Source organism: Vibrio sp. 14N.309.X.WAT.E.F5, from assembly GCF_030397615.1.
Lineage (GTDB): Bacteria > Pseudomonadota > Gammaproteobacteria > Enterobacterales > Vibrionaceae > Vibrio > Vibrio lentus.
The window spans coordinates 413,537-434,020 of sequence record NZ_JAPNXR010000002.1 but is presented as its reverse complement, the minus strand read 5'-3'; the positions used below and the strand labels follow the sequence as shown (position 1 = coordinate 434,020).

Here is a 20,484-nt window from a genome sequence, read left to right as displayed (position 1 = left end):
CAGTCATCACTTAATTAATAACAAACTAAATTACCATCAACATCTTTGAGGTTTTCATGACATTCTTATCCAAACTGTGCCCGACAAAATTTGTCAGACATGTATTTCTAAGCTTGCTTGCCATATTCATGCTCGCTGGCACCATTAATATTGATGCGACGCAAGCGACGCCTTCTTTCAATCTCATTAATTCGGCGCAAGCACAAGAACAAGCATCTACGCAACAAACAGATACCACTGCTGTAAAATCCGCTGTGAAAGCATCTGTAAAAGCAGAACCAATGTGGATTGTGAAAATATTCCGAGAGCACCAAGCACTGGCTATTTTCCTGACTCTCGCAGTGGGTTACTGGATAGGAGCTATCAAATTTGGTCACTTTAGCCTTGGCGCAGTAACAGGCACTTTGATTGCTGGCGTATTAATTGGTCAGCTTGATATTTCGATATCATCGCAAGTTAAATCAATTTTCTTCACGCTCTTTTTGTTTGCTGTCGGCTATGGCGTTGGTCCACAGTTTGTTCGAGGTGTTGCAAAAAATGGTGCTCCACAAGCTATCTTTGCCGTGGTTATTTCACTTCTGTGCTTTGCTGTAACTTATGCTGGCGCAAAAATGGCCGGTTACGATGTAGGTCTGGCCGCTGGTCTTTGGGCTGGCGCACAAACGATTTCAGCTTCAATTGGTCTTGCAACCGATGCGATTAACTCATCTGGCGCTGCCAATACTCAAGAGTTACTCGATCAAATTCCGGTGGCTTACGCAATTTGTTACCTGTTCGGTACTATTGGTACTGGTATGATTCTAGCGTACGTGGGGCCAAAACTGTTAGGCGTTGATCTAGAAGAAGCCTGCAAAGATTACGAACAAAAAATGTCAGAAGGCACACCTGAAGAAGGTATTGCACGAGTTTGGCATCGCACAGAGTCTCGTACTTATGAAGTTCAAGACAACATCAACAACAAAACGGTAGCTGACTTTGAAGCTCAGCACCAAGAAGAACGTTTGTTCATAGAGAAAATTAAACGCAATGGTCAGATGATTGAGTTTGATGCAGCCAGCCCACTGATGGCAAAAGATGTGATTGCATTAACTGGTCACACAGACGCATTGGTTCATGCTCAGCAGTATTTGACAGAAGTCGTTGATGATGAGCTAGATAATCTGCCTCTTGAAACGGTCGATATTGTTGTCACCAACAAAAAATTTGCTAACCGCACTTTGGTTGAACTAGCAAAAGAAGATTACACTCGTGGTGTTTACCTAAACAAAATTACTCGTGGCGCGGCGAGTCAAGAAATCCCGATGCTTGCTCAAACGGATATTCATCGTGGCGATATATTGTCAGTGACTGGTACCACTCTTCATACCGAGCGTATGGAAAAAGCGGTAGGTCACGTTGATAGAACAACGACAGAAACAGATATGGTATGGGTTGGTTTATTCATCGTTATCTTTGGTCTGCTTGGCGCATTGGTGGTTAATGTTGACGGCGCACCTGTGACCTTGTCAGTATCAGGTGGTGTGTTAATCGGTGGTCTGATATTAGGTTGGTTGCGCTCAGTACACCCAACGTTTGCTCGTCTGCCACAACCGACACAATGGTTTATGAACTCTGTCGGCCTAAACATCTTCATTGCTATTGTCGGTATTTCTGCCGGTCCTGGCTTTGTTGCAGGCCTTAAAAACGCTGGCGCAGGTCTGTTTGTAATTGGTGCTGCAGCGACAGCAATCCCAATGCTACTGGCACCATTGATTGGTAAATACATCTTTAAGTTCCATCCAGCACTGAACCTAGGTATTTGTGGTGGCGCTCGTACCAGTACAGCTTCGGTTGCAATGGTTGGAGAAAAAGCGAAAAGTAATATCCCAATGCTTGGTTACACCGTACCTTATGCTGTATCGAACACTCTACTGACACTCATCGGTATGTTCATGGTGCTGTTCTACTAACCTAGAATTCACTAATAATTAAAGCCTCTTGCTACTCGCATGGGGCTTTTTTCGTTTTGAATTTGCAAAAATAAAACTGAAATATCTTGGATACATCATTTTGTATTTTAGTGAGAGGGTAAGTCGAACTGAGGTAATAAAAAGCAGAGTGTTTATGCTCTGCTTTGGTGTTGTGACTAGATGTCTTTGCGACTTGTAATTGCCTATTTCGCTACATTACCTGCCACGTTCAATGCGTCCCAAGTTCTTGCAAATAGTGGGGCATAATCGAAGTCCATGTAGCCAACTTGTCAGCCATCATTCACGCCTTACTTGTTCGCTGTGGTTGCTAGAGGTACAAAAAAGCAGCCTAAGTGACTGCTTTCTGTATTGAATAATTTGCTAGCGGATTAACCGGCTAGTGGTTTAGTTCGCTAGCTAGTTAATCAGCCAGCTTCGCCTCAACTTGCCCCAGTGCGCGTTGGTACATAAGCCATGCGCACGTTCCGGCAAGCACATTACCTACCATTGCGCCCCAGAATAGCCCTTCAATACCCGCAAGCTGAGAGCCAACCCACAAGCAAGGCAAGAAGAAGGCGAACAGGCGCAGCGCTGAAATCGTCAATGCGGTGTAAGACTTGCCTAATGCGTTAGAGACAGAAACCATCAGCATACAGATTCCCAATGGCCCTAAGCTAATAGGCACGATCAGTAGGTGGTAGTTTAAAATCGTTGAGACTTCGCTTTCACTGGTCATTAGGTTTGCCAGTCCGCCAGAGAATAACCAAGTCACCAGTGCAATCACCAACTGGAAACCCAATACAAACATCACCGCAATCTTAACGAGCTTGCGTATATTTTCGAGGTTGTTCTCTCCCAACATACGCCCAATCATCGGAGGCATCGACATCGTTAGTGCTAGCACGGCGACAATCGAAAAGAATTCAAAACGTGAACCCAGCGCCCAAGCTGCAACTGCAGCGGTGCCATAGCCAGCAAGCAGTTTAGTGGCGAACATGGATGAAACAGGGGGCAACAGCTGACTGATCATCGCAGGGCCCATGATGTTACCGATGGAGCGAACACTCTTACCAATATCCAGATCGTGCCAGTCGAACGTCATCCAATGCTTCTTGGTCACTTTAGGAGCAACGATAAAGATACCCGCACCGAACGCCAAGATGGTCGCAATGGCGGCTCCATTGATGCCCATGTCGAGCGTAAAAATGAAAATCGGGTCCAATATTAAGTTGATGATACTGGTCGCGATCATCATTGAACCGGGCAGCATAGTATTACCATTGGCACGACACACACTGTAGAAGAAGTAGAGCAGCGCTCCAGTCCAAGAGCTGACTAGCCAATAGATCCAATAAGAGTCAATGATCGGCAATACCGTTGGTGGCGCATCCAACAACTGTAAAATTGGCCCACGCAACAGGTAGATGATGACGGAGAAAAGCGCGACACTCACGCTGCCCATCGCAATCACTAATCCACCAAGCTGCTTAGCGTAGCGCGTTTCATTCGCGCCAATGGCTCTCGCGATTACCGCGGTTGTCGCGATACCTAACCCGACCTGAATTCCAATGATGATCATCTGTATTGGAAGCGTGAAGCCTTGAACAGCGAGCGGTAGCACGCCCAGTTGGCCAATAAAAGCACTGTCTACAAGCTGGAAGCTCATTAGGGAAAGCACCCCAAACAGCATTGGCCATGTCATTGTATAGAGTTGTCGGCCAAGAGAAGGCGAGGGAGTTGCGGTAGTAGAATTCATAACGCTCTTATCGGTCTTGAAGTTAGGTTTGTATTGGTGACAAACCTCTCAATGAAGAATTGCGTAAAGGATAACGTAAGGTCAGCCCGATACCAATAACTGTTAACAGATCTCGGCATATTCCCTAACTTTGAGTTCAGAGTAGTTGTTGCACTCTGTCCTGTGGCTTTATGGAAGTACCTCTCAAACCTTATTTATTTTATAGGGTTATCGTTGTTGGCTAATGTAATTATCAAATCCATAAACTAATATCGTCAAAGGGAAAGGAATTGCGAGTCAGCAAGCACCGTTTTAACTGCATATTGGAGAGGGAACCTAAATATGCCGACGACAGAAGAAATTCAGATTAGCCAAGAACAAGTTAGAAAGAACAAGGCGAAGGTACTCGCCAAGATAAACCAACAAGGCATCATGTCTCAGGGCTTTCGTTTGGTTAACGTCAAAGATTACCAACAGAAGTTGCAAGCATTGAAACAAAAGGTCGAAAATTTCGATTACATGAATGCTGCTAACAAGCAGCAAGATCAGGTCATTCTCGACATCATGACTCAGAAAGAAAAGATTCATAACTATCTGGATGAATCATCAAGTCAGAAGTTGGCGAATAGCAATCTAGATTTTGGTTCTCGAAATCAGGTCGCGAATGCCACACTCAAGAAAAAGCAGCTGTTCATGATGTTTATGGAGACGGTCGAGGCTCAAGAGGCGCTTAGAGAGTTTGCTGTGCAAGTCGCTTCGGTGTGTAACGGAACGCTCAAACAGCCTCCTGGTGCTTATTTGGGCGTAAAAGATTTTCATGGTGCGTTGGATAAAATCACCAATCGAAAACGTCATTATGATATTGGCGACCTTAAAGATGCAGCCCGCATGACCATCGTGTTTGAGAGTATGGACGATATGATCGTGGCTAAAGCGATGATCATTTTGACCAAAGAGTTCGTCGAGTTGAAACATCACCAATCTGCGATGAAAGATCGCTACGGCACCAGCCAAGGCGACAATGCTAAATTCAACTGTGGCGCAACAGACGCTGGCTACAAAGACATTAAGTTCTTCTTAAAAATGGCCAATGGACATATTGGTGAACTGCAGCTCAATACCAAGAACATGATGGTGGCGAAAAAGAACGGTCACATCATCTATGACATCCTCCGAGACGGAGGTAATCTTGATAAGGCATTTACCATTACCAATACCGAAGTACTTGCCAAGATAAGCCGTAACATGAGTGAAAAGTGGTTCACCTTTATGATTACTCGTGTTCCTAAAGCGAGAGATGATTTGCAGGCAGTTCAACAGCTCGTTGACCGCCTAAGAGCGAATCTAGGAAGAGGGCAAAACTCGCTTCAAGTCAGCTTAGAAGAGATAACCATACTGTCTCGTGTCAGCCTCTATATCTACGAGCAGGGCGATAACGCGAGAGCTTTATTAGAGTAGTGAACTGATATCAAAATCTTCTATTAAGTCCGGTTATTTGAGCGGACTTTTTAGTCTTTTAAAAGAGAACATCTCTAATCTTCAGATTGATTGATAGCATTCCTGTTGTTGTGCTTAGTGCGGCTATAATTAAGTTGTTGAATGATAAGCAAGTAGCGCCCCACTGGTCGTAGAGTTATTGAAAAACAAAAAAAGCCAGTCGCAGTGACTGGCTTTGTTGACTCTATATCTACTTGTTGACGCTAAGCGTTATTTGTTCGCAACGTTACCAAGCTTCAACCACGTGTCGATAACCGTATCTGGGTTTAGTGAAACAGAGCTGATACCTTGCTCCATTAACCATTCAGCTAGGTCGTCATGGTCAGATGGGCCTTGGCCACAAATACCCACGTATTTACCCGCTTTAGCTGCTGCATCGATAGCCATTTTCAGCATCGCTTTAACCGCTGGGTTACGCTCGTCGAATAAGTGAGCAACGTCACCTGAATCTCGATCTAGGCCAAGTGTCAGCTGGGTCATGTCGTTTGAACCGATAGAGAAGCCATCGAAGTACTTCAAGAATTCCTCAGCCAAAATCGCATTGGATGGAAGCTCACACATCATGATGACTTTCAGACCTTGGTCGCCACGACGTAGGTTAAACTTAGCCAGAATATCGATAACCGATGCCGCTTCGCTCGGAGTACGAACGAATGGGATCATGATTTCAACGTTCTTCAGTCCCATCTCGTTACGAACACGCTTCAGCGCTTGAGTTTCAAGCTCGAAACAGTCTTCAAATACTGGAGAGATGTAACGAGATGCACCACGGAAGCCTAGCATTGGGTTCTCTTCATGCGGTTCAAACGTTTTACCGCCAACAAGGTTGCTGTACTCGTTCGACTTGAAGTCAGACATACGTACGATCACACGCTTAGGCCAGAATGCAGAAGCGATTGTCGCAATGCCTTCTGTTAGCTTGCTTACGTAGAAATCGATAGGATCTTTGTAGCCACGAATACGCTGGTTGATTTCTGCTTTGATCTCATCCGTTTGCTCATCGAAGTTCAACAGAGCTTTAGGGTGAATACCAATCATCTTGTTGATGATGAATTCAAGACGAGCAAGGCCAACACCTTCGTTCGGGATTTGAGCGAAGTCGAAGGCACGATCTGGATTACCCACGTTCATCATTACTTTAGTTGGCAGCATTGGTAGCTCATCAACCTCAGAACGTTTGATCTCAAAGTCGAGTTCGCCGTTGTAAACGTAGCCAGTTTCGCCTTCTGAACATGACACTGTTACGGTGTCGCCGTCATTCAGACTGCTTGTCGCGGTACCACAACCAACAATGGCAGGGATACCTAGCTCGCGAGCAATGATTGCTGCGTGACAAGTACGGCCACCACGGTTAGTCACAATCGCAGACGCTTTCTTCATCACAGGTTCCCAGTCTGGGTCTGTCATGTCTGTTACCAGTACGTCACCTTCTTGAACCAGTGACATTTGGTCTAGAGAGTCAACCAAACGAACCGGGCCTGAACCGATACGCTGACCGATAGCACGGCCTTCAACTAAGACATCTGCCTTGTTGTTTAGCTCGTAACGCTCGATAACGTTTTGGTCGCTCTGAGAACATACGGTTTCAGGACGCGCTTGAACGATGTAAAGCTTGCCGTCGATGCCATCTTTTGCCCACTCAATGTCCATCGGACGTTGGTAGTGCTTCTCGATGATCATTGCTTGTTTTGCTAATTCTTTGATCTCTTCATCGTTCAATGAGAACTCGTTACGCTCTTGAGTATCCGTGTCGATGATATCAACTTGCTTGCCGATCTCTTGGTTGGTTGAGTAGATCATCTTGATCAACTTAGAACCAAACGTCTTTTTAACCACTGGGTAGTGGCCTGCTTCTAGCATTGGCTTATGAACGTAGAACTCATCTGGGTTCACCGCGCCTTGCACGACCATTTCGCCTAGGCCCCAAGAAGAGGTGATGAATACCACTTGGTCGAAGCCTGATTCAGTATCAAGCGTGAACATCACACCTGAAGAAGCTTTGTCTGAGCGAACCATACGCTGGATGCCCGCAGACAGTGAAATGCCGCGGTGATCAAAGCCTTGGTGTACTCGGTAAGAGATAGCGCGATCGTTAAACAGTGAAGCGAACACGTGTTTCGTTGCTTCGATAACCGCATCGATACCTTTCACGTTAAGGAAGGTTTCTTGTTGGCCTGCAAAAGAAGCATCTGGAAGGTCTTCAGCTGTTGCCGATGAGCGAACCGCAACAGACAATTCTTCGTTGCCTTCAATCAGTTCGCGGTAGTTATCTCGGATATCTTGCTCTAGTGATTCTGGGAAGGGTGCGTCTAGAACCCATTGTCGAATTGTTGCACCTGTCTTACGCAGTGCGTCAACGTCTTCAACATCAAGTTCATCAAGGAGTTGGTGAATGCGCTCATCAAGACCTTTGTAGTCAAGAAAGTTGTTAAACGCATAAGATGTGGTAGCAAAACCATTAGGTACTGATACGCCAGCGTTGGCTAGGTTAGAAACCATCTCGCCAAGTGAAGCATTCTTACCGCCGACTTTGTCGACATCTTCCATGGAAAGGCCATTGAACCATAGGGTGTTATTTTGCATTTATTTCTCCAGAAACATAGCAAGCATTGTAGGGATTTAAAGGCAAACGATTACGTATCAGTTTAAAAAAATGTAAATTATTTTCTAAAGCTGTGGGGGACGTAATAGTCAGCAGGGTTTCGTTATATATATTATGGTTCCCATCCTACTCAAAATAATTTTAAACATTAAATAAAAAATGCAAATTGATATCCAAAGTCGTGATGTATTCTATGTTTCTGATGGAACGGCCATAACATGTGAGACTTTAGGGCATGTTGTTCTAGGTCAATTCCCATTCGAAGCTAATGAAAAAACCTTCCCGTTTGTCGAAAGTGAAGACAAACTTTCTGATTTATTGAAAGAGATCGAGATTTCATATCGAGCAACAGGCCATGAACCTCTGGTCTTTTTCTCGATTGTGATTCCGGAGATAAAACTGAAGCTGTTAGATGCGCCTGCGCATTGTTATGACGTATTAGAGAGTATCGTGCAGAAAGTGCAAGATGATACGAAAATGGCGCCTAAACCGAAGCTGCAGCGTTCTCGTAGCGTCAATAAAGACTCGGACAAATACTTCGACCGTATTGCTGCTATCGAATACACGTTAGCGCACGACGACGGCATTACTTTAAAAGGCTTGGAAGAGGCAGACATTATCTTGTTGGGAGTCTCTCGCAGCGGTAAAACGCCAACGAGCTTGTACATGGCAATGCAGTTTGGTTTACGCGTCGCAAACTATCCGTTTATCCATGATGATATTGCTCGCTTAAGGTTGCTACCGGAATTTGAGATATATCGTCATAAGCTGTTTGGTTTGACGATCGATGCGGAAAGGCTAACCGAGATTCGTGAAAATCGATTGGCAGGTAGCGAGTACGCAAGTGACTCTCAATGTTTGTATGAGCTGCAAACGGTAGAAGGTTTGTTCAGACGTGAAGCCATTCCATACATCAACACCTCGTCACTGTCTGTTGAAGAGATTTCGACACGAATCTTGGAACGTACAGGTTTGCGACGCCGCTTGCTTTGATTCTAACTGCCGAGAACTACTCGTTGTTGGTTTTACAACTTGTGACCAACAACGAGCCTTGTTGCTTGGCGTCTTATCATCTCATAACAAAGTTTTCATTGTGCCAATGACTAGGCTTTAATCCTTTACTTACCAGTTGCTTTTTTAATGAGCTGAGCATTGGAGTCGGCCCACAACCGAACACTTGATACATCGACAGTGGCAAAGATAGTTTCTCACTAATACCATCAGCAGACAGGCGCTCCTGTTCACTATCTTGTATGTGTAATTGAATGTTCTTAGTTCCAATTATCTCCGTCACCTTTTGAACCATTAAGCGATAAAACTTTCCTCGGCCAACAAAAAATAGATGAACCTCTTGCTCCGGAGTAGCCGTTGCCTTTATCCAAGAAATAAAAGGTGTGATGCCTATACCTCCGGCTAACCATACTTGTGGTTGACTTGCCTTCTTTTTACGCATGAGTTGTCCATAACCACCATCAACGGTTACCTTTTGGCCTACAGCTAATTGTGTTTGTAGCGCCTCAGTATGCTTGCCTAAGTTTCTAATAATAAAGCTCAATTGTTGCTCACGGGGATGAGACGTAATAGTAAAAGGATGGAAGTGGGATACTTTATCCAAATTAAAGTCGAGGTAAGCAAATTGTCCTACTTGGTAATCAATTGTTTTGGAATCAGCTTCAAGGGTAACCTCAACAGCGTTGTCTATCTGTTTAATATCGCTAACCGTGTAGGCGCAGAAATGTCGCTTCTTAAAGATGATCTTGTAGACCCAACTTACAATACCGATAGCGGAAACCATTAGCAGAGTGATACCAGTTACGCTGGTTAGGCTAAACGGCACGTCTGAGAAGAAAGTATGATAAACCGAGATGATAAAAATCGGCCCCATTAGCATATGGGTGTAATACCAAATTCGGTATGGGATCTGACGGACCATGCTAATAGCTCCTAATAAAATGAGGCCATACATCGCCCACTGTCCCACTTCTTCTCCAAAATCAGCAAAGGTTGGATCAATACCATTACCTGCGGGGCCTGGAACCAATAACCAGTGAAAGCTAGCGCCAAGTACACCAGAAATGCCTAGCCACTTGTGCCAAACATAAGCCTTATCTATCCCACCAATCAGGCGGTCTAGCCATTTAGTTCGACAGCTAATGAGCATTGCCATCGCCATACTTAACATTGAGATTGCGGCAAAAAATGCGGGGACTTTTCGAGCCAGTTCGAGCTCAACAGGCAATATGAACCAGATAGATAGTGATACGAATAGGGTTAGCAATGTGGTTTTTAAAGTACTCATACAGGGCTCTAGCAATACAGGAATGTATATATCGTACGGGTGTCAGTATGAATGAATTGTGAATGGTATTGTTGGAATTGATTAAGATAGAAAATAGAACGAAATAGAAGCTAAAAGCTGATCACAGCCCCTAGCTTCTTTTAGGAAAAGCGTTTTAGCGAAATTGAGGCGGCTTTCTAACGAAGCAAAGACAGCTTTAGCGTTTCACTTTGCTTCTCTAACCAACGTTCAAGCGCTGGTGGCCATGTGATGCTTGGTTCAACACAGAAACCGCGCAGCATAGAGAAGTACACCGCTTGATCGATAAGCGGCAGTGTCGACTCACTATTTTCTAGGTTCAGTAGAAGCTCGGCGTCTTTCAATAGCGGATTAATCTGTTCAACGAACTGCGGCGTTTGCTCAATCAGTTTGTCGAAGTTGAGCTCTTCGGTTTCTTTGGCTGCGCGCCATGCTGCTTTACTGGCTTCTGATTGGTATTCAGCAAGGTCCAGTTTCCACCAACGCGGCAGACCAATGCGTTGGCTTAGCGGGAATGCGCGGCTTTGGAACAGAGTAACTTGTTCTGATGGCACACGTTGTTCATCACTTGATTTCAAGTCCATGAAGTAAGCAATGATATCCAAGCTTTCCGCCATGATAGAACCGTCGTCTTTCTGTAAGACTGGTACCATCTTTTTACCGATCAAATCGATAAGGGTTTGGGCATCATCATAATCCACAGAAACAAGTTCGATGTTCAAGTCTAGAGATTGAGCGATGTAGGCCACTCTTGCACAGAAAGGGCAGTGGTCGTAAATGTAAAGCTTCATAGCTTCCCTTAGTTCAGGTCATTATAAATATAAGTTAATGCTAATGTATCAGAAAGTATTGCGAACATTAAGCGTCGATAACGTTAAGTATCAATAAACCCTAAGATTTAAAATAGTGAGCATCAACCGACAATAAGCACTTGGTATTAATACTATTTTATTAATTCTATTGTCTGTTGGATTCGGCTTTACTGCAATGAGTAAACTAATGGGAAGGTTGCTGGGAAATGGCAGGTACAAAAAAGGCTCTGGCAATCCCCTCTAATGCAGAAGAGTGAGATCAGCCAAAGCCTGTATTTTGTTACCTTTAGCAGATGGTCTACTAAAAGAGCAAAGTGGTTAAACTATGCTTTTTTAAGATCTTGCACTGGGTAAGTAAGCGTCATTGCGCCTTCTACAGTTGTAACGTGAACGTAGCCGCCACCAGCGCTTAGGCCAGTCACTACCATTTCACCAAGTTCAACACCTTTTGTTGCTACAACGCGATCATCAACTGAAAACACTTTACACACCTTCAATAAATTAAATAAGTACGATAGATATCGAACGCGGATTTAAACAGATGACTCTCTAATCAACTAATCCAGTTGTTTGTCGTAAAGATTAAATTTGGTTATGTATAAATGACTATTTCTTAGTTATCAGACCATTAGCGTATTTGTGGTGCCTATTTGTCTGCAGGGTAAACGACACCAACTTGCTGACGCATCTCTGTAATTAGCTTGCAAACGGTTAAAGCGCGCTGTGTTGTTTGAGCTTTGGTTGCTTGATCGCCATGGATACAATCGGCAAAGGCTTGCGCTTCATAACTCATTGAGTTCTCACTTTGATGTTGCGTGAGGTTTTCTACCGAGCCATCACGATAGCGGATCTTAACATCTGTACATTCAGCGATGTGATCGATAATGATCGCCCCTTGCTCACCTTGGATTTCACTAGGCGCATAGGAATCACTGACTTTAGAGTGCGCGAGAGTGGCATCGAACTCAGGGTACTGGAAGATCGCACAGCCATGAGCATCCACGCCAGAATCAAGCAATTTAGCAGAAGCGTGAGCTGCTTGAGGCTTGCCAAACAGTGCCACGGAAGCGGCGACACAATAAAAACCAATGTCGACCATTGAGCCGTTAGAGAAGGCAGGGTTGAACGTATTTGGATTTTCACCGTTGAGGTATTTTTGGTAGCGCGATGAATACTGGCAGTAGTTGATGTGTGCTTTATGTACTTTGCCTATTTTTTCTAACCCAAGTTGGATTTGCTTAAAGTTCGGTAGAAACTGGGATTTGTACGCTTCAAATAACACCACGCCGTTTTGTTCTGCGACTTCAAACATTCGAGTGGCTTCATCAATATTTGACGCGACAGGCTTTTCACAAATCACATGCTTGCCGTGCTTCATCATCAAGATCGATTGCTCACAGTGCATTGAGTTTGGAGACGCGATGTAAACCGCTGTTATTGTACTGTCACTGGCTAATGCTTCGAGAGAGTCATAAGTCGTTTCAACGTCAAACTCTTGGGCGAACTGTGCCGCGCTGTCTAAGTTTCGTGAATAAACCGCAGCAAGTTGCATCGATTGAGTTTCATGGGCAGCTTGAACAAACTTTTGTGTAATCCAATTGGTTCCAATTACAGCAAACTTAATCATATAGGTATCCAGTCGTTAGTGTATTGATTCTGCAGAGATAGTAGCATTCAAAGGTCGCCAATGTGCCTTAGATTTGCGGAACAATTCCCGTTTAAATACAGCCTAATATCCATTTTCGCCTTCAAAAACATACCTGAGTTAGCTAGGACAACGGTGCACAAGTAAGTCATTTTTGCTAAGGTATTATGGAATTCAAACAAGGTGATGATATGCAAATCCGTACCGCAAAGGTAACTGACATCCGCTCTATTTTAGCGCTTTCTGAGCAGATAAACCGTCAACATCATCTTGGTGCACCTATGGTGTTTGCACCACCGTCACGAAGCCTTGGCGACAGCGAAGAGTATTGGTTAGGGTTGATGATAGACCCGCTCGGTTCCTTCTTTGTTGCGGTTCAAGACGAACAGGTCGTTGGTTTTCTTGCCGGAAAAGTGACACAGAATAAAGGGGTGAGCTTTATTCAACCGCATAAAGTCGCGCGGGTGAATACGATTGTGGTCAACGATCAAATTCAAAGCCAAGGTGTCGGTAAGGCGTTGATGAAATCATTCAACCAATGGTCGCAGGCCAGAGGAGCGATAGAGCTTCGTTTGGAGGTGATGGAGTTTAACCAGCAAGCTCAGAGTTTCTATGAATCGTTAGGAATGGAAACTCAATCTCGAACCATGTCTATGAGCTTAGAGGGGATATAGAGGTGCGGTTGTTTTTGCCTTTATCACTGTACTTACTCTTTGCTAATTCTCTAGTCTATTCAGCGACGTCCTTTGCTACTGATACGCCGCAATATGTAAAGCCGCCATCAACACAGAAGTCAGTAACTCAGAAATCACAAGCACAGAAGCTTGTAGTAGAGAAAATAGTTTCTGATGCAACGGCGATAGAAACCATTGTGTTTGAGTCAGCTCCTTCTCACGCTCAAGCTCTCTCAACGTCTCCTACGAGCGCGAACTCTGTTGTGGGTGACGTTCTTGAAAGTGGCTCTGACGACAATTCTAACGACAATAAGAATAAGGTTGCTCAGCTTTCTCAAGGTTCATCGAAGCGCACACCTCAAAGCTCATCTCAACAGTTTTACAACGTACCTAATATTGCTTCAGAGATAGACCCGCTACTTCAAGTAGTCACTTTGGTTAAGGTCGATAAATCGAAACGTCGAATGTACTTATTTAAAGACGATGAGGTCGTACAGGAGTTTCGTATCGCCTTGGGTAAGCAGCCCAAAGGGCATAAGCGATTTGAAGGGGATAATCGAACCCCAGAAGGGCAATACAAGCTCGATTATATTATGGAAGAGTCTGATTTTTATCGTTCAGTGCACATCAACTATCCGCAATCCGCCGACAAAGAGTGGGCGGAAAAACATGATCTGAGTCCTGGAGGAAATATCAAAATCCACGGCATCAAAAATGGTGAGCGTCGTTCACCAAGTTTTATTCAAAGTTTTGATTGGACGGATGGTTGCATTGCTTTAACCAATCAAGATATGGATGCGTTTATTGAACTAGTTAAAATGGGCACTCCTATCCATATCGAATGGTAGTACCCAGATTGTTTTTACTCGTTTAGTTTAGATTTTTACTTACCCAGATAAAGTTTCACTTACCGAGTTTAGGTGTTCACTTACCCAATTTAGACGAGTACTCGCCCTGCACTGAATATGGCTATCACCACCAGCAGGGCAATAGTGACTGGCTTGAATTTCTCTCCGCCAAATCTCTCGAACAATTTAGACCCGACATAGCCACCAAACATGCTGCTTGGCAAAAGTACAATCGTAAGCCAGACCACATCACGGTCGACTAATCCCGCTATCGATGCCGAGACAAACGCACTGGAATCAGCCAATACAAAGAACGCGATCAGACCGGCTCTGGCAATATGAGGCTCGACTGGGCTTGCTAGTGCATGCGTGCCAACTGGAGGCCCAGACATTGAAGCCGCACCATTCATTACTCCAGCAAGGCTGCCGAGAATATAGGGCGCAAACCTAGGTTCACTTCGGTATTGAAAGCCTTTGTAGATCATAAGTGCAGACGCAAAGATAAAAGCGCTGATGATCAAAATGATCGTGTCTTGGCTAACCGATTTGAGCAAGAGTAAGCCGACTGGAGTGAAGGCCAAACAAGGAATAAACACCTTTGAAACCCAGCGCCAGTTAACGTGCTTTCGAACCTTAGGCAGTAATTGAATATTGCCAAGTAGGTCGATTAACATGAAAACAGGGACCAGTTCGATAACAGGCACGAATAGCGCGCTTAACGGCAATGCCACTAAGGTGAAACCGAAACCTGAAAAACCACGAACAATAGCGGCGAAAATGAAGATTGCACCCAAAATTGGGTAAGTTGGACTAAAAATGAGATCCATAAATTAAGTAACCAATGAAGCTGTCTGTATAGAGCGAGCTAATGAAACCAAGTGAGTAGCGGAATGTACTCCTACTCACTTGTGTTTGCTACCTAATTTTCAGGTTTATTGGGGTTAATTTTAATGTCTCTTGAGGCGTGCTTTTTCGGTATTCGCTCGGTCAATTTATAGAGCTAAATTGATTCGGAAAATCAGTGAATACAGCGTCTACTTTTGAGAGGAATTCGAAGTGAGACGGATCATTGACGGTGTAGCACCATGTTTGAATATTCGCTTCTTTTAACGTGTCGAGATCGTTCTGATCGACATGTTCATAGTTCATGTGACAACTGAACGCTTTTACCTCATTGATAAGCATTAGATCGGCTTGGGTCAGTTGCTCTGTGATCACGCCAACTCGGTATCTCGGTAAATGGTGAGCCATTTCAGCAACGACTTGGTGACTGAAGCTTGAAAGTAAGATCCTATCGGTATCCAGCGTTGAGCGGATCAGTTCAGTGTGCAGAAGATCGACCACATGAGGCGCTTGGTGTTTGCTGTCGACTTTGATTTCCAGATTAACACTCAGATCATGGGCTTCAACCAAGCTCAACAACTCAGTGAGAGTCAGTATTTTTTCACCGGTGAACTGTTCTGATTTCCAGCTACCAAAATCTAACAGGCGCAGCTCTGCTAAGGTATGTTCATCAACACGACCTTTACCATCACTACAGCGTTCTAGTGTGTGATCGTGACAAACGACAAGTTGGTCGTCGAGAGTCACTTGAATATCGACTTCGACCCACTTCAAGCCAAGATTAGCGGCTTGTTCAATGCTTACTTTGGTGTTTTCTGGGTGAGTACCCGCTACACCACGATGACCTACGATGATAGACGACATAATTAATCCTTCTTTAAGACGCATCGTAAATATTTATTAAATATCAGTTTTCTCTATTACGCCAGAGCAATCGTGAAGCCGAATAGCCGTGTTGTGACTCTGCTAATGAAAGCAGTCGATTAGACTTGTCACTTCTCGTGATTCTCATCTATGAAAAAGCCTCTCGATGGAGAGGCTTTCGATGAAATAGGCTCTAGATAAGATAAAGATTGGTTTAGCTTAGTGCGCGATGTCCAATTGGTTATCTTTCACGCCGTTAATACGGAACCAACCAGCGATACTGAATCGCTCCGTGTTGGTTGGCAGAACCTCGTGTGGGAACTGTTCAGACAAGAATACCAACAGTCGACCACCCTTTGGCGGAATGGTCGCGATGTGATTGTCTTTTAGATCGTAAACCACGAGCTCTCCTGCGTCTTCTTCAGACCATTCGTCATTCATGTAGAACACGGTGGTTAGGCGTCGATTCTCGTTGCCTTTGAAGCAGTCTAAGTGCTTCTGGTAGAAGTCGCCTTCTTCGTATTTCGCAAAGTGCGCTTCGTATTCGAACAGACCTAAAAAGAACGCTTGGTTTGCTTCTAAACGAATTTGTTCCATTTTGTCTAGGAACAGAGATGCTGGTTCGCCCATATCACGGCGCACCCACTGAATTTTGTCACTACGAATCGTTGCTTCTCGTGCTACGTCATCGTTACGGCCGATCCTAGCCTTTTTCCAGTTCTCTGGAATGCAATCCCTCAATGCCACTACTTCTTCGTGAGTTAAGAAGTCATCCCAAATAAAGTAACCTTGGGTAGAAAGAGCATCGATAAGTTGGTTCATGTATAGCACTCAGACAATAAATTAGAGGCGCATATATAGTCCGAATAACTCAGGTCACCAAATCACATGTTTTGTCGTCACGATAAAACCGCAGAAGGGGTCTAAATTGGGAGAGGAGAAAGCTTGCATGGCGCCTCAGAGTTAACCGATGTTAGGCCAGCGCTGAGGCGTTAATTGTGAGGGACAATTCGAATGAAGGCCGAGTTAACTTACCGTTGATGAGAGTGCTTCACTGATTTGTTTAGCGGCTTCTCGCGCGTGCTTTTGAACACCAACAATGGTTGCTGAAGCGTAACCAGACCACTCGCCATAGCCTATAAACCACAGGCCTTTGTGTTGATTAGAGCGAGTACCGTCTGAGATCTTGCTAAGATCGCTGTCTAGCTCTAAACCTTGTAAGTGTTCTAGTTGGGTTTTAAAGCCCGTACACCATACGATCGCATCGATCGGGATCGTTTTGTTTTTGGTGACGATGCTGTCTTCGGTAAAGCGAATAATGTCTTCTTCTTTGACTAGCACACCTCTATCTCGGGCTTCTTTCACGCTTTGCGTCATCACGATCTTGGAAAAGTCATCGGTATTTTCAAGAGTCTCGCCTTTCAAAGAGGCGTAGTAACGTTTGGTTGAAAGATCGAACAGGTATCGGCCATCCAAATCGTCATCAAGATATTGTAGCGGGCGGTTAGTAAACCAGTGCGTGTTGGCCACTTCTGAAACCTCAGCAAGGATCTGAGAGCCTGAGTTACCGCTTCCGATCACGGCTACATTCTGTTGCTCAAACGGTTTGTTGTTTTGGTATTCGCTAGAGTGAATCTGTTCGCCTTTGAATAGTTCAATGCCTTCAAAGTAGGGCGTTGAGGCTCCTGAGAAGTTACCCGTTGCAGATACTAAGGCGTGAGATTGATAAACACCAGTGTCGGTTGTGATGTAAAACAGGCCGTCTTTCTTTTCAACGTTTTGCACTTGAACGGGGCGTTCGACTCTAAAATCATAATGCTTTTCATAGCGGCTTAGGTAGTTGATGATTTCATTGCGGCTAGGGTATTCGAGTTCCGTTTTCGGCATCATCAGCCCAGATAACGAGCTGTACTCTTTTGGTGAGAACAACATCAAGCTATCCCAACTTTTTGTCCAAGCGCCGCCAGGTGTTGGGTTTGCATCCAGAATGAGTGGGTTGAGCCCATTTCTTTTTAGGTAGTAGGCCGTAGATAGACCCGCTTGGCCTGCGCCAATAATAATGATTTGCTCAACCATGTTGCACCTCTGATTCTTTGATTTCTGGAGTGATTCGTTTATGTGCTTGTTTATCTATTCATTTTTCTATTCTGGGGTATTGAGAAAGCACACTCAAGAGAGTGTGCTTTCAGGGTTAGAAGATGAATTGGTACAAGAAACCAGCGCCAATTGCCATACTTAAGATTACGAACAAGAACGCTGCAATCATTTTGTTTTTGAAGATAGATTTAAGCAAAATCACTTCAGTCAAACTCGCACCAGCACTACCAATAATCAACGCCATTACTGCTCCAAGTCCCATGCCTTTCGCTGCTAATGCTGCGCTTAAAGGAATCACTGCTTCAGCTCGGATGTAAAGTGGGATACCAATAACCGCTGCAATTGGAATCGCAAATGGGTTGTTTTCACTTGCTACGCTTGCCACAAACTCTGTTGGCATGAAGCCGTAAATCAATGAACCAAGAGCAATACCACCGACTAGATAAGGAACCACTTTTTTGAAGTCAGACCATGTGCTGTTCCAAATTCTTACCCATTTGTTGATAGGCTTTGCTTTTGAACCGCATGAAGAAGCACAACCTTTCGCTTCAGGAGCAATGTACGCTTCTGGTTTTACGTATTTTTCAAAGCCAAGTTTCTCTAAGGTGTAGCCTGCGATAACCGATACGCCCATCGCGACAACAAAATAGAACACGGTGACTTTAAGACCAAAGGTCACAGCAAACAAACCGATGATGATTGGGTTCAATAGTGGGCTAGCAAATAAGAACACCATCATGGTTCCAAAGCCCGCTTTTGCACGTAATAGACCTTTCAAAAATGGAATCGTTGAGCATGAGCAGAATGGGGTAATAGCACCTAGTAAGCCTGCAACGATGTAACCTTTACCATTTTTACCACTTAAAATACTTTGTATCTTTGCTGGTGGGATGTACTCCTGTAGTACACCTACGATGTAGCTGATTAATAGGAAAAGCAGGGTCAATTCGACAGCTAAGAAGCCGAACATACCTAAGGTATCCATAACCATATCTTGTGTAATATTCATAATTCGCATCTCTATATTTCTGGAATAGTCGAAATATACGCCTGTGAGATTTTCTCGTCAATATATATTTCGATAAATGTCGAAATATATATTGACGTGAATTTATTCATGGTGACAATTTGTTTTTTAGTGGCTGAATTTTATCGGGTTTTAAGTGATATCTAAGAGAGGGTGAATTTCTATTCCATGTAAATAAAGTGGCTATAGGTATTTCAATTAACAAAATGATCACAACTGATGGCGAGTTTGCTATTGTATAGGTCTGACCAGTTAGTTCATCACAAGGAGTGAGTTTGCAGCTGCATACCATCAAAGGCTATATCCAAGACATGTATCTCGTAGAGTACCCTGACAAATTACTGTTACTTGATGGTGCATGTCGAGCTGACATCCAGCATTTGAAGGATTTCATCGAAACTGAGCTTATGCGTGATTTTGCTGATTTACATACGGTTGTGGTTACGCACATGCATCCCGATCACGCAGGGGCAGCGCACAGGCTCAGAAAGCTGACGAATTGTAATTTGGTTGCAGCAAACAGAGATAAGGATTGGTATCACGGCATCGATGGCATATTGATGCATTTGACCGATCTGGCATTGGCACGATGGATGGCGAACCGATTGGGTAAGCCTAAAGCAAATCTGTGGTATTCAAGAAAGTTGAAGCCGGATTATAAGCTGTCGGATGGTGATAGCATTCCTGGCTTTGATGACTGGTTGGTTCTGGAAACGCCGGGTCATACCGACAGAGATCTTTCTGTCTATTGCCCATCTCACAGCGTTGCTTATGTGGCAGATTTAATGGTGGAAGTGAAAAAGAAGCTGATTCCGCCTTTCCCAATTTTTCATCCCAATAAGTATCGAGAGTCGGTATCGCGTATCTATGACATGCAGCTCGACACCTTGCTGGTGGCGCATGGGGGACAAGTGAATTTGAGTGAGCAAGCGTTTGAACATCTGTTGATGAGTGCGCCAAGAAGGCCCGTGACACATTGGCGAGTGACTAAAATCAAACTCAAAGGTTTGGTTAAATCTGTTTGGCGATTTGGGTTTAAAGATAAAAAAAATCGCCATAAATAATAAAGGCCAGTCTCAAAGACTGGCCTTTATTAATACGCGTTGTTGACTCACTATTTGAGCTGTGGAGCAGTTCAATTAGTGAGAAATTAGAAATTCGCCCGCTGGGTCAACAATCACTTTGTCACTCATGCCTTGACGACCAAGCAGCATCATATAAGTCATATCTTGACGGTTGCTTAGTGTGATATCGATAGGCCATTCCTGACCTCCAATTTTTAGCATGGTTTCAATCACACAACGGTGTTCAACTTCGCCGTTCGATGATTTGATTCTTTTACTCGTTTTCAGCTTCGCCTTGCAGCGCACAGTCTCTTCTAGGTGGTAAACGTCTGGGTGAAGATCGAACTCAACGAAGTTTTCACCGTCTGTTTTTACACATAGTAGATTGTCTACGTGCAGAGAAGAGGTTTGAGCCCCTGTATCAACACGCGTATGTAGTCCAGTTATCCCTAACTCTGGTAAGCAAAGTGCTTCTGTATTCCCTATGATCATTTTATTGTTCATGTTTTT

The 20,484-nt window shown here is 44.2% G+C and carries 18 protein-coding genes; 6 read left to right on the top strand and 12 right to left on the bottom strand.

Annotation, left to right across the window (positions count from 1 at the left end; all coding sequences use genetic code 11):
• Positions 1 to 56 precede the first annotated feature (56 nt).
• Complete coding sequence (gene aspT, locus OW495_RS04295) at positions 57 to 1,949, top strand: aspartate-alanine antiporter (protein WP_102512806.1); 1,893 nt, start codon at positions 57 to 59, stop codon at positions 1,947 to 1,949.
• Between the two features lie 421 nt (positions 1,950 to 2,370).
• On the opposite strand, the gene OW495_RS04290 is transcribed toward aspT, so the two are convergent.
• On the bottom strand, positions 2,371 to 3,705 hold the full coding sequence (locus OW495_RS04290) for an MATE family efflux transporter (RefSeq protein ID WP_102512807.1): 1,335 nt from the start codon (positions 3,703 to 3,705) through the stop codon (positions 2,371 to 2,373).
• Between the two features lie 321 nt (positions 3,706 to 4,026).
• Here OW495_RS04290 and OW495_RS04285 point away from each other — a divergent pair, with 321 nt between their 5' ends.
• Positions 4,027 to 5,142 (top strand): hypothetical protein, encoded by a 1,116-nt coding sequence (locus OW495_RS04285; protein WP_102512808.1) that lies wholly within the window; start codon positions 4,027 to 4,029, stop codon positions 5,140 to 5,142.
• Positions 5,143 to 5,391: 249 nt separating this feature from the next.
• On the opposite strand, the gene ppsA is transcribed toward OW495_RS04285, so the two are convergent.
• Entirely contained in the window at positions 5,392 to 7,764 is a 2,373-nt protein-coding gene (gene ppsA, locus OW495_RS04280; RefSeq protein WP_017101760.1) for a phosphoenolpyruvate synthase, read from the bottom strand.
• A 178-nt stretch (positions 7,765 to 7,942) separates the two neighbouring features.
• On the opposite strand from ppsA, the gene OW495_RS04275 reads away from it, so the two are divergent.
• A complete protein-coding gene (locus OW495_RS04275; protein WP_009846294.1) occupies positions 7,943 to 8,776 on the top strand; it encodes a pyruvate, water dikinase regulatory protein in 834 nt (277 codons plus the stop codon).
• A 76-nt stretch (positions 8,777 to 8,852) separates the two neighbouring features.
• On the opposite strand, the gene OW495_RS04270 is transcribed toward OW495_RS04275, so the two are convergent.
• The 4 genes from OW495_RS04270 to OW495_RS04255 all read right to left on the bottom strand — a co-directional run bounded on the left by OW495_RS04270 (position 8,853) and on the right by OW495_RS04255 (position 12,539).
• On the bottom strand, positions 8,853 to 10,082 hold the full coding sequence (locus tag OW495_RS04270; protein ID WP_102512809.1) for a ferric reductase-like transmembrane domain-containing protein: 1,230 nt from the start codon (positions 10,080 to 10,082) through the stop codon (positions 8,853 to 8,855).
• A 176-nt stretch (positions 10,083 to 10,258) separates the two neighbouring features.
• A complete protein-coding gene (grxB, locus tag OW495_RS04265; RefSeq protein WP_102512810.1) occupies positions 10,259 to 10,891 on the bottom strand; it encodes a glutaredoxin 2 in 633 nt (210 codons plus the stop codon).
• 344 nt (positions 10,892 to 11,235) lie between these two features.
• Positions 11,236 to 11,394, bottom strand: coding sequence for a hypothetical protein (locus OW495_RS04260; protein ID WP_017111595.1), 159 nt, complete (start codon positions 11,392 to 11,394; stop codon positions 11,236 to 11,238).
• Between the two features lie 164 nt (positions 11,395 to 11,558).
• Positions 11,559 to 12,539, bottom strand: a complete 981-nt coding sequence (locus tag OW495_RS04255; RefSeq protein WP_102512811.1) for a Gfo/Idh/MocA family oxidoreductase — start codon at positions 12,537 to 12,539, stop codon at positions 11,559 to 11,561.
• Between the two features lie 209 nt (positions 12,540 to 12,748).
• Between OW495_RS04255 and OW495_RS04250 the strand changes: the two genes are divergently transcribed.
• Together OW495_RS04250 and OW495_RS04245 are read left to right on the top strand one after the other, a co-directional pair.
• On the top strand, positions 12,749 to 13,231 hold the full coding sequence (locus tag OW495_RS04250) for a GNAT family N-acetyltransferase (protein ID WP_029223624.1): 483 nt from the start codon (positions 12,749 to 12,751) through the stop codon (positions 13,229 to 13,231).
• 2 nt (positions 13,232 to 13,233) lie between these two features.
• On the top strand, positions 13,234 to 14,079 hold the full coding sequence (locus OW495_RS04245; RefSeq protein ID WP_102512812.1) for a L,D-transpeptidase family protein: 846 nt from the start codon (positions 13,234 to 13,236) through the stop codon (positions 14,077 to 14,079).
• A gap of 89 nt (positions 14,080 to 14,168) precedes the next feature.
• On the opposite strand, the gene OW495_RS04240 is transcribed toward OW495_RS04245, so the two are convergent.
• From OW495_RS04240 to OW495_RS04220, 5 genes are all read right to left on the bottom strand, one after another.
• The gene (locus tag OW495_RS04240; RefSeq protein WP_017111598.1) at positions 14,169 to 14,906 is read right to left on the bottom strand and encodes a sulfite exporter TauE/SafE family protein; all 738 of its coding nucleotides are present in this window, start codon (positions 14,904 to 14,906) and stop codon (positions 14,169 to 14,171) included.
• 160 nt (positions 14,907 to 15,066) lie between these two features.
• On the bottom strand, positions 15,067 to 15,786 hold the full coding sequence (locus OW495_RS04235) for a glycerophosphodiester phosphodiesterase family protein (RefSeq protein WP_102307140.1): 720 nt from the start codon (positions 15,784 to 15,786) through the stop codon (positions 15,067 to 15,069).
• 219 nt (positions 15,787 to 16,005) lie between these two features.
• A complete protein-coding gene (locus tag OW495_RS04230) occupies positions 16,006 to 16,608 on the bottom strand; it encodes a 2OG-Fe(II) oxygenase (RefSeq protein WP_102512813.1) in 603 nt (200 codons plus the stop codon).
• A 204-nt stretch (positions 16,609 to 16,812) separates the two neighbouring features.
• Positions 16,813 to 17,862 (bottom strand): ArsO family NAD(P)H-dependent flavin-containing monooxygenase, encoded by a 1,050-nt coding sequence (locus OW495_RS04225; RefSeq protein WP_102512814.1) that lies wholly within the window; start codon positions 17,860 to 17,862, stop codon positions 16,813 to 16,815.
• A 115-nt stretch (positions 17,863 to 17,977) separates the two neighbouring features.
• The gene (locus OW495_RS04220) at positions 17,978 to 18,874 is read right to left on the bottom strand and encodes a permease (protein ID WP_196770104.1); all 897 of its coding nucleotides are present in this window, start codon (positions 18,872 to 18,874) and stop codon (positions 17,978 to 17,980) included.
• A 311-nt stretch (positions 18,875 to 19,185) separates the two neighbouring features.
• Between OW495_RS04220 and OW495_RS04215 the strand changes: the two genes are divergently transcribed.
• Positions 19,186 to 19,974: an MBL fold metallo-hydrolase gene (locus tag OW495_RS04215; RefSeq protein WP_289885167.1), complete on the top strand. Its 789-nt coding sequence runs from the start codon at positions 19,186 to 19,188 to the stop codon at positions 19,972 to 19,974.
• A gap of 75 nt (positions 19,975 to 20,049) precedes the next feature.
• On the opposite strand, the gene OW495_RS04210 is transcribed toward OW495_RS04215, so the two are convergent.
• Complete coding sequence (locus tag OW495_RS04210) at positions 20,050 to 20,478, bottom strand: RimK/LysX family protein (protein ID WP_004733090.1); 429 nt, start codon at positions 20,476 to 20,478, stop codon at positions 20,050 to 20,052.
• Between the last annotated feature and the right edge of the window lie 6 nt (positions 20,479 to 20,484).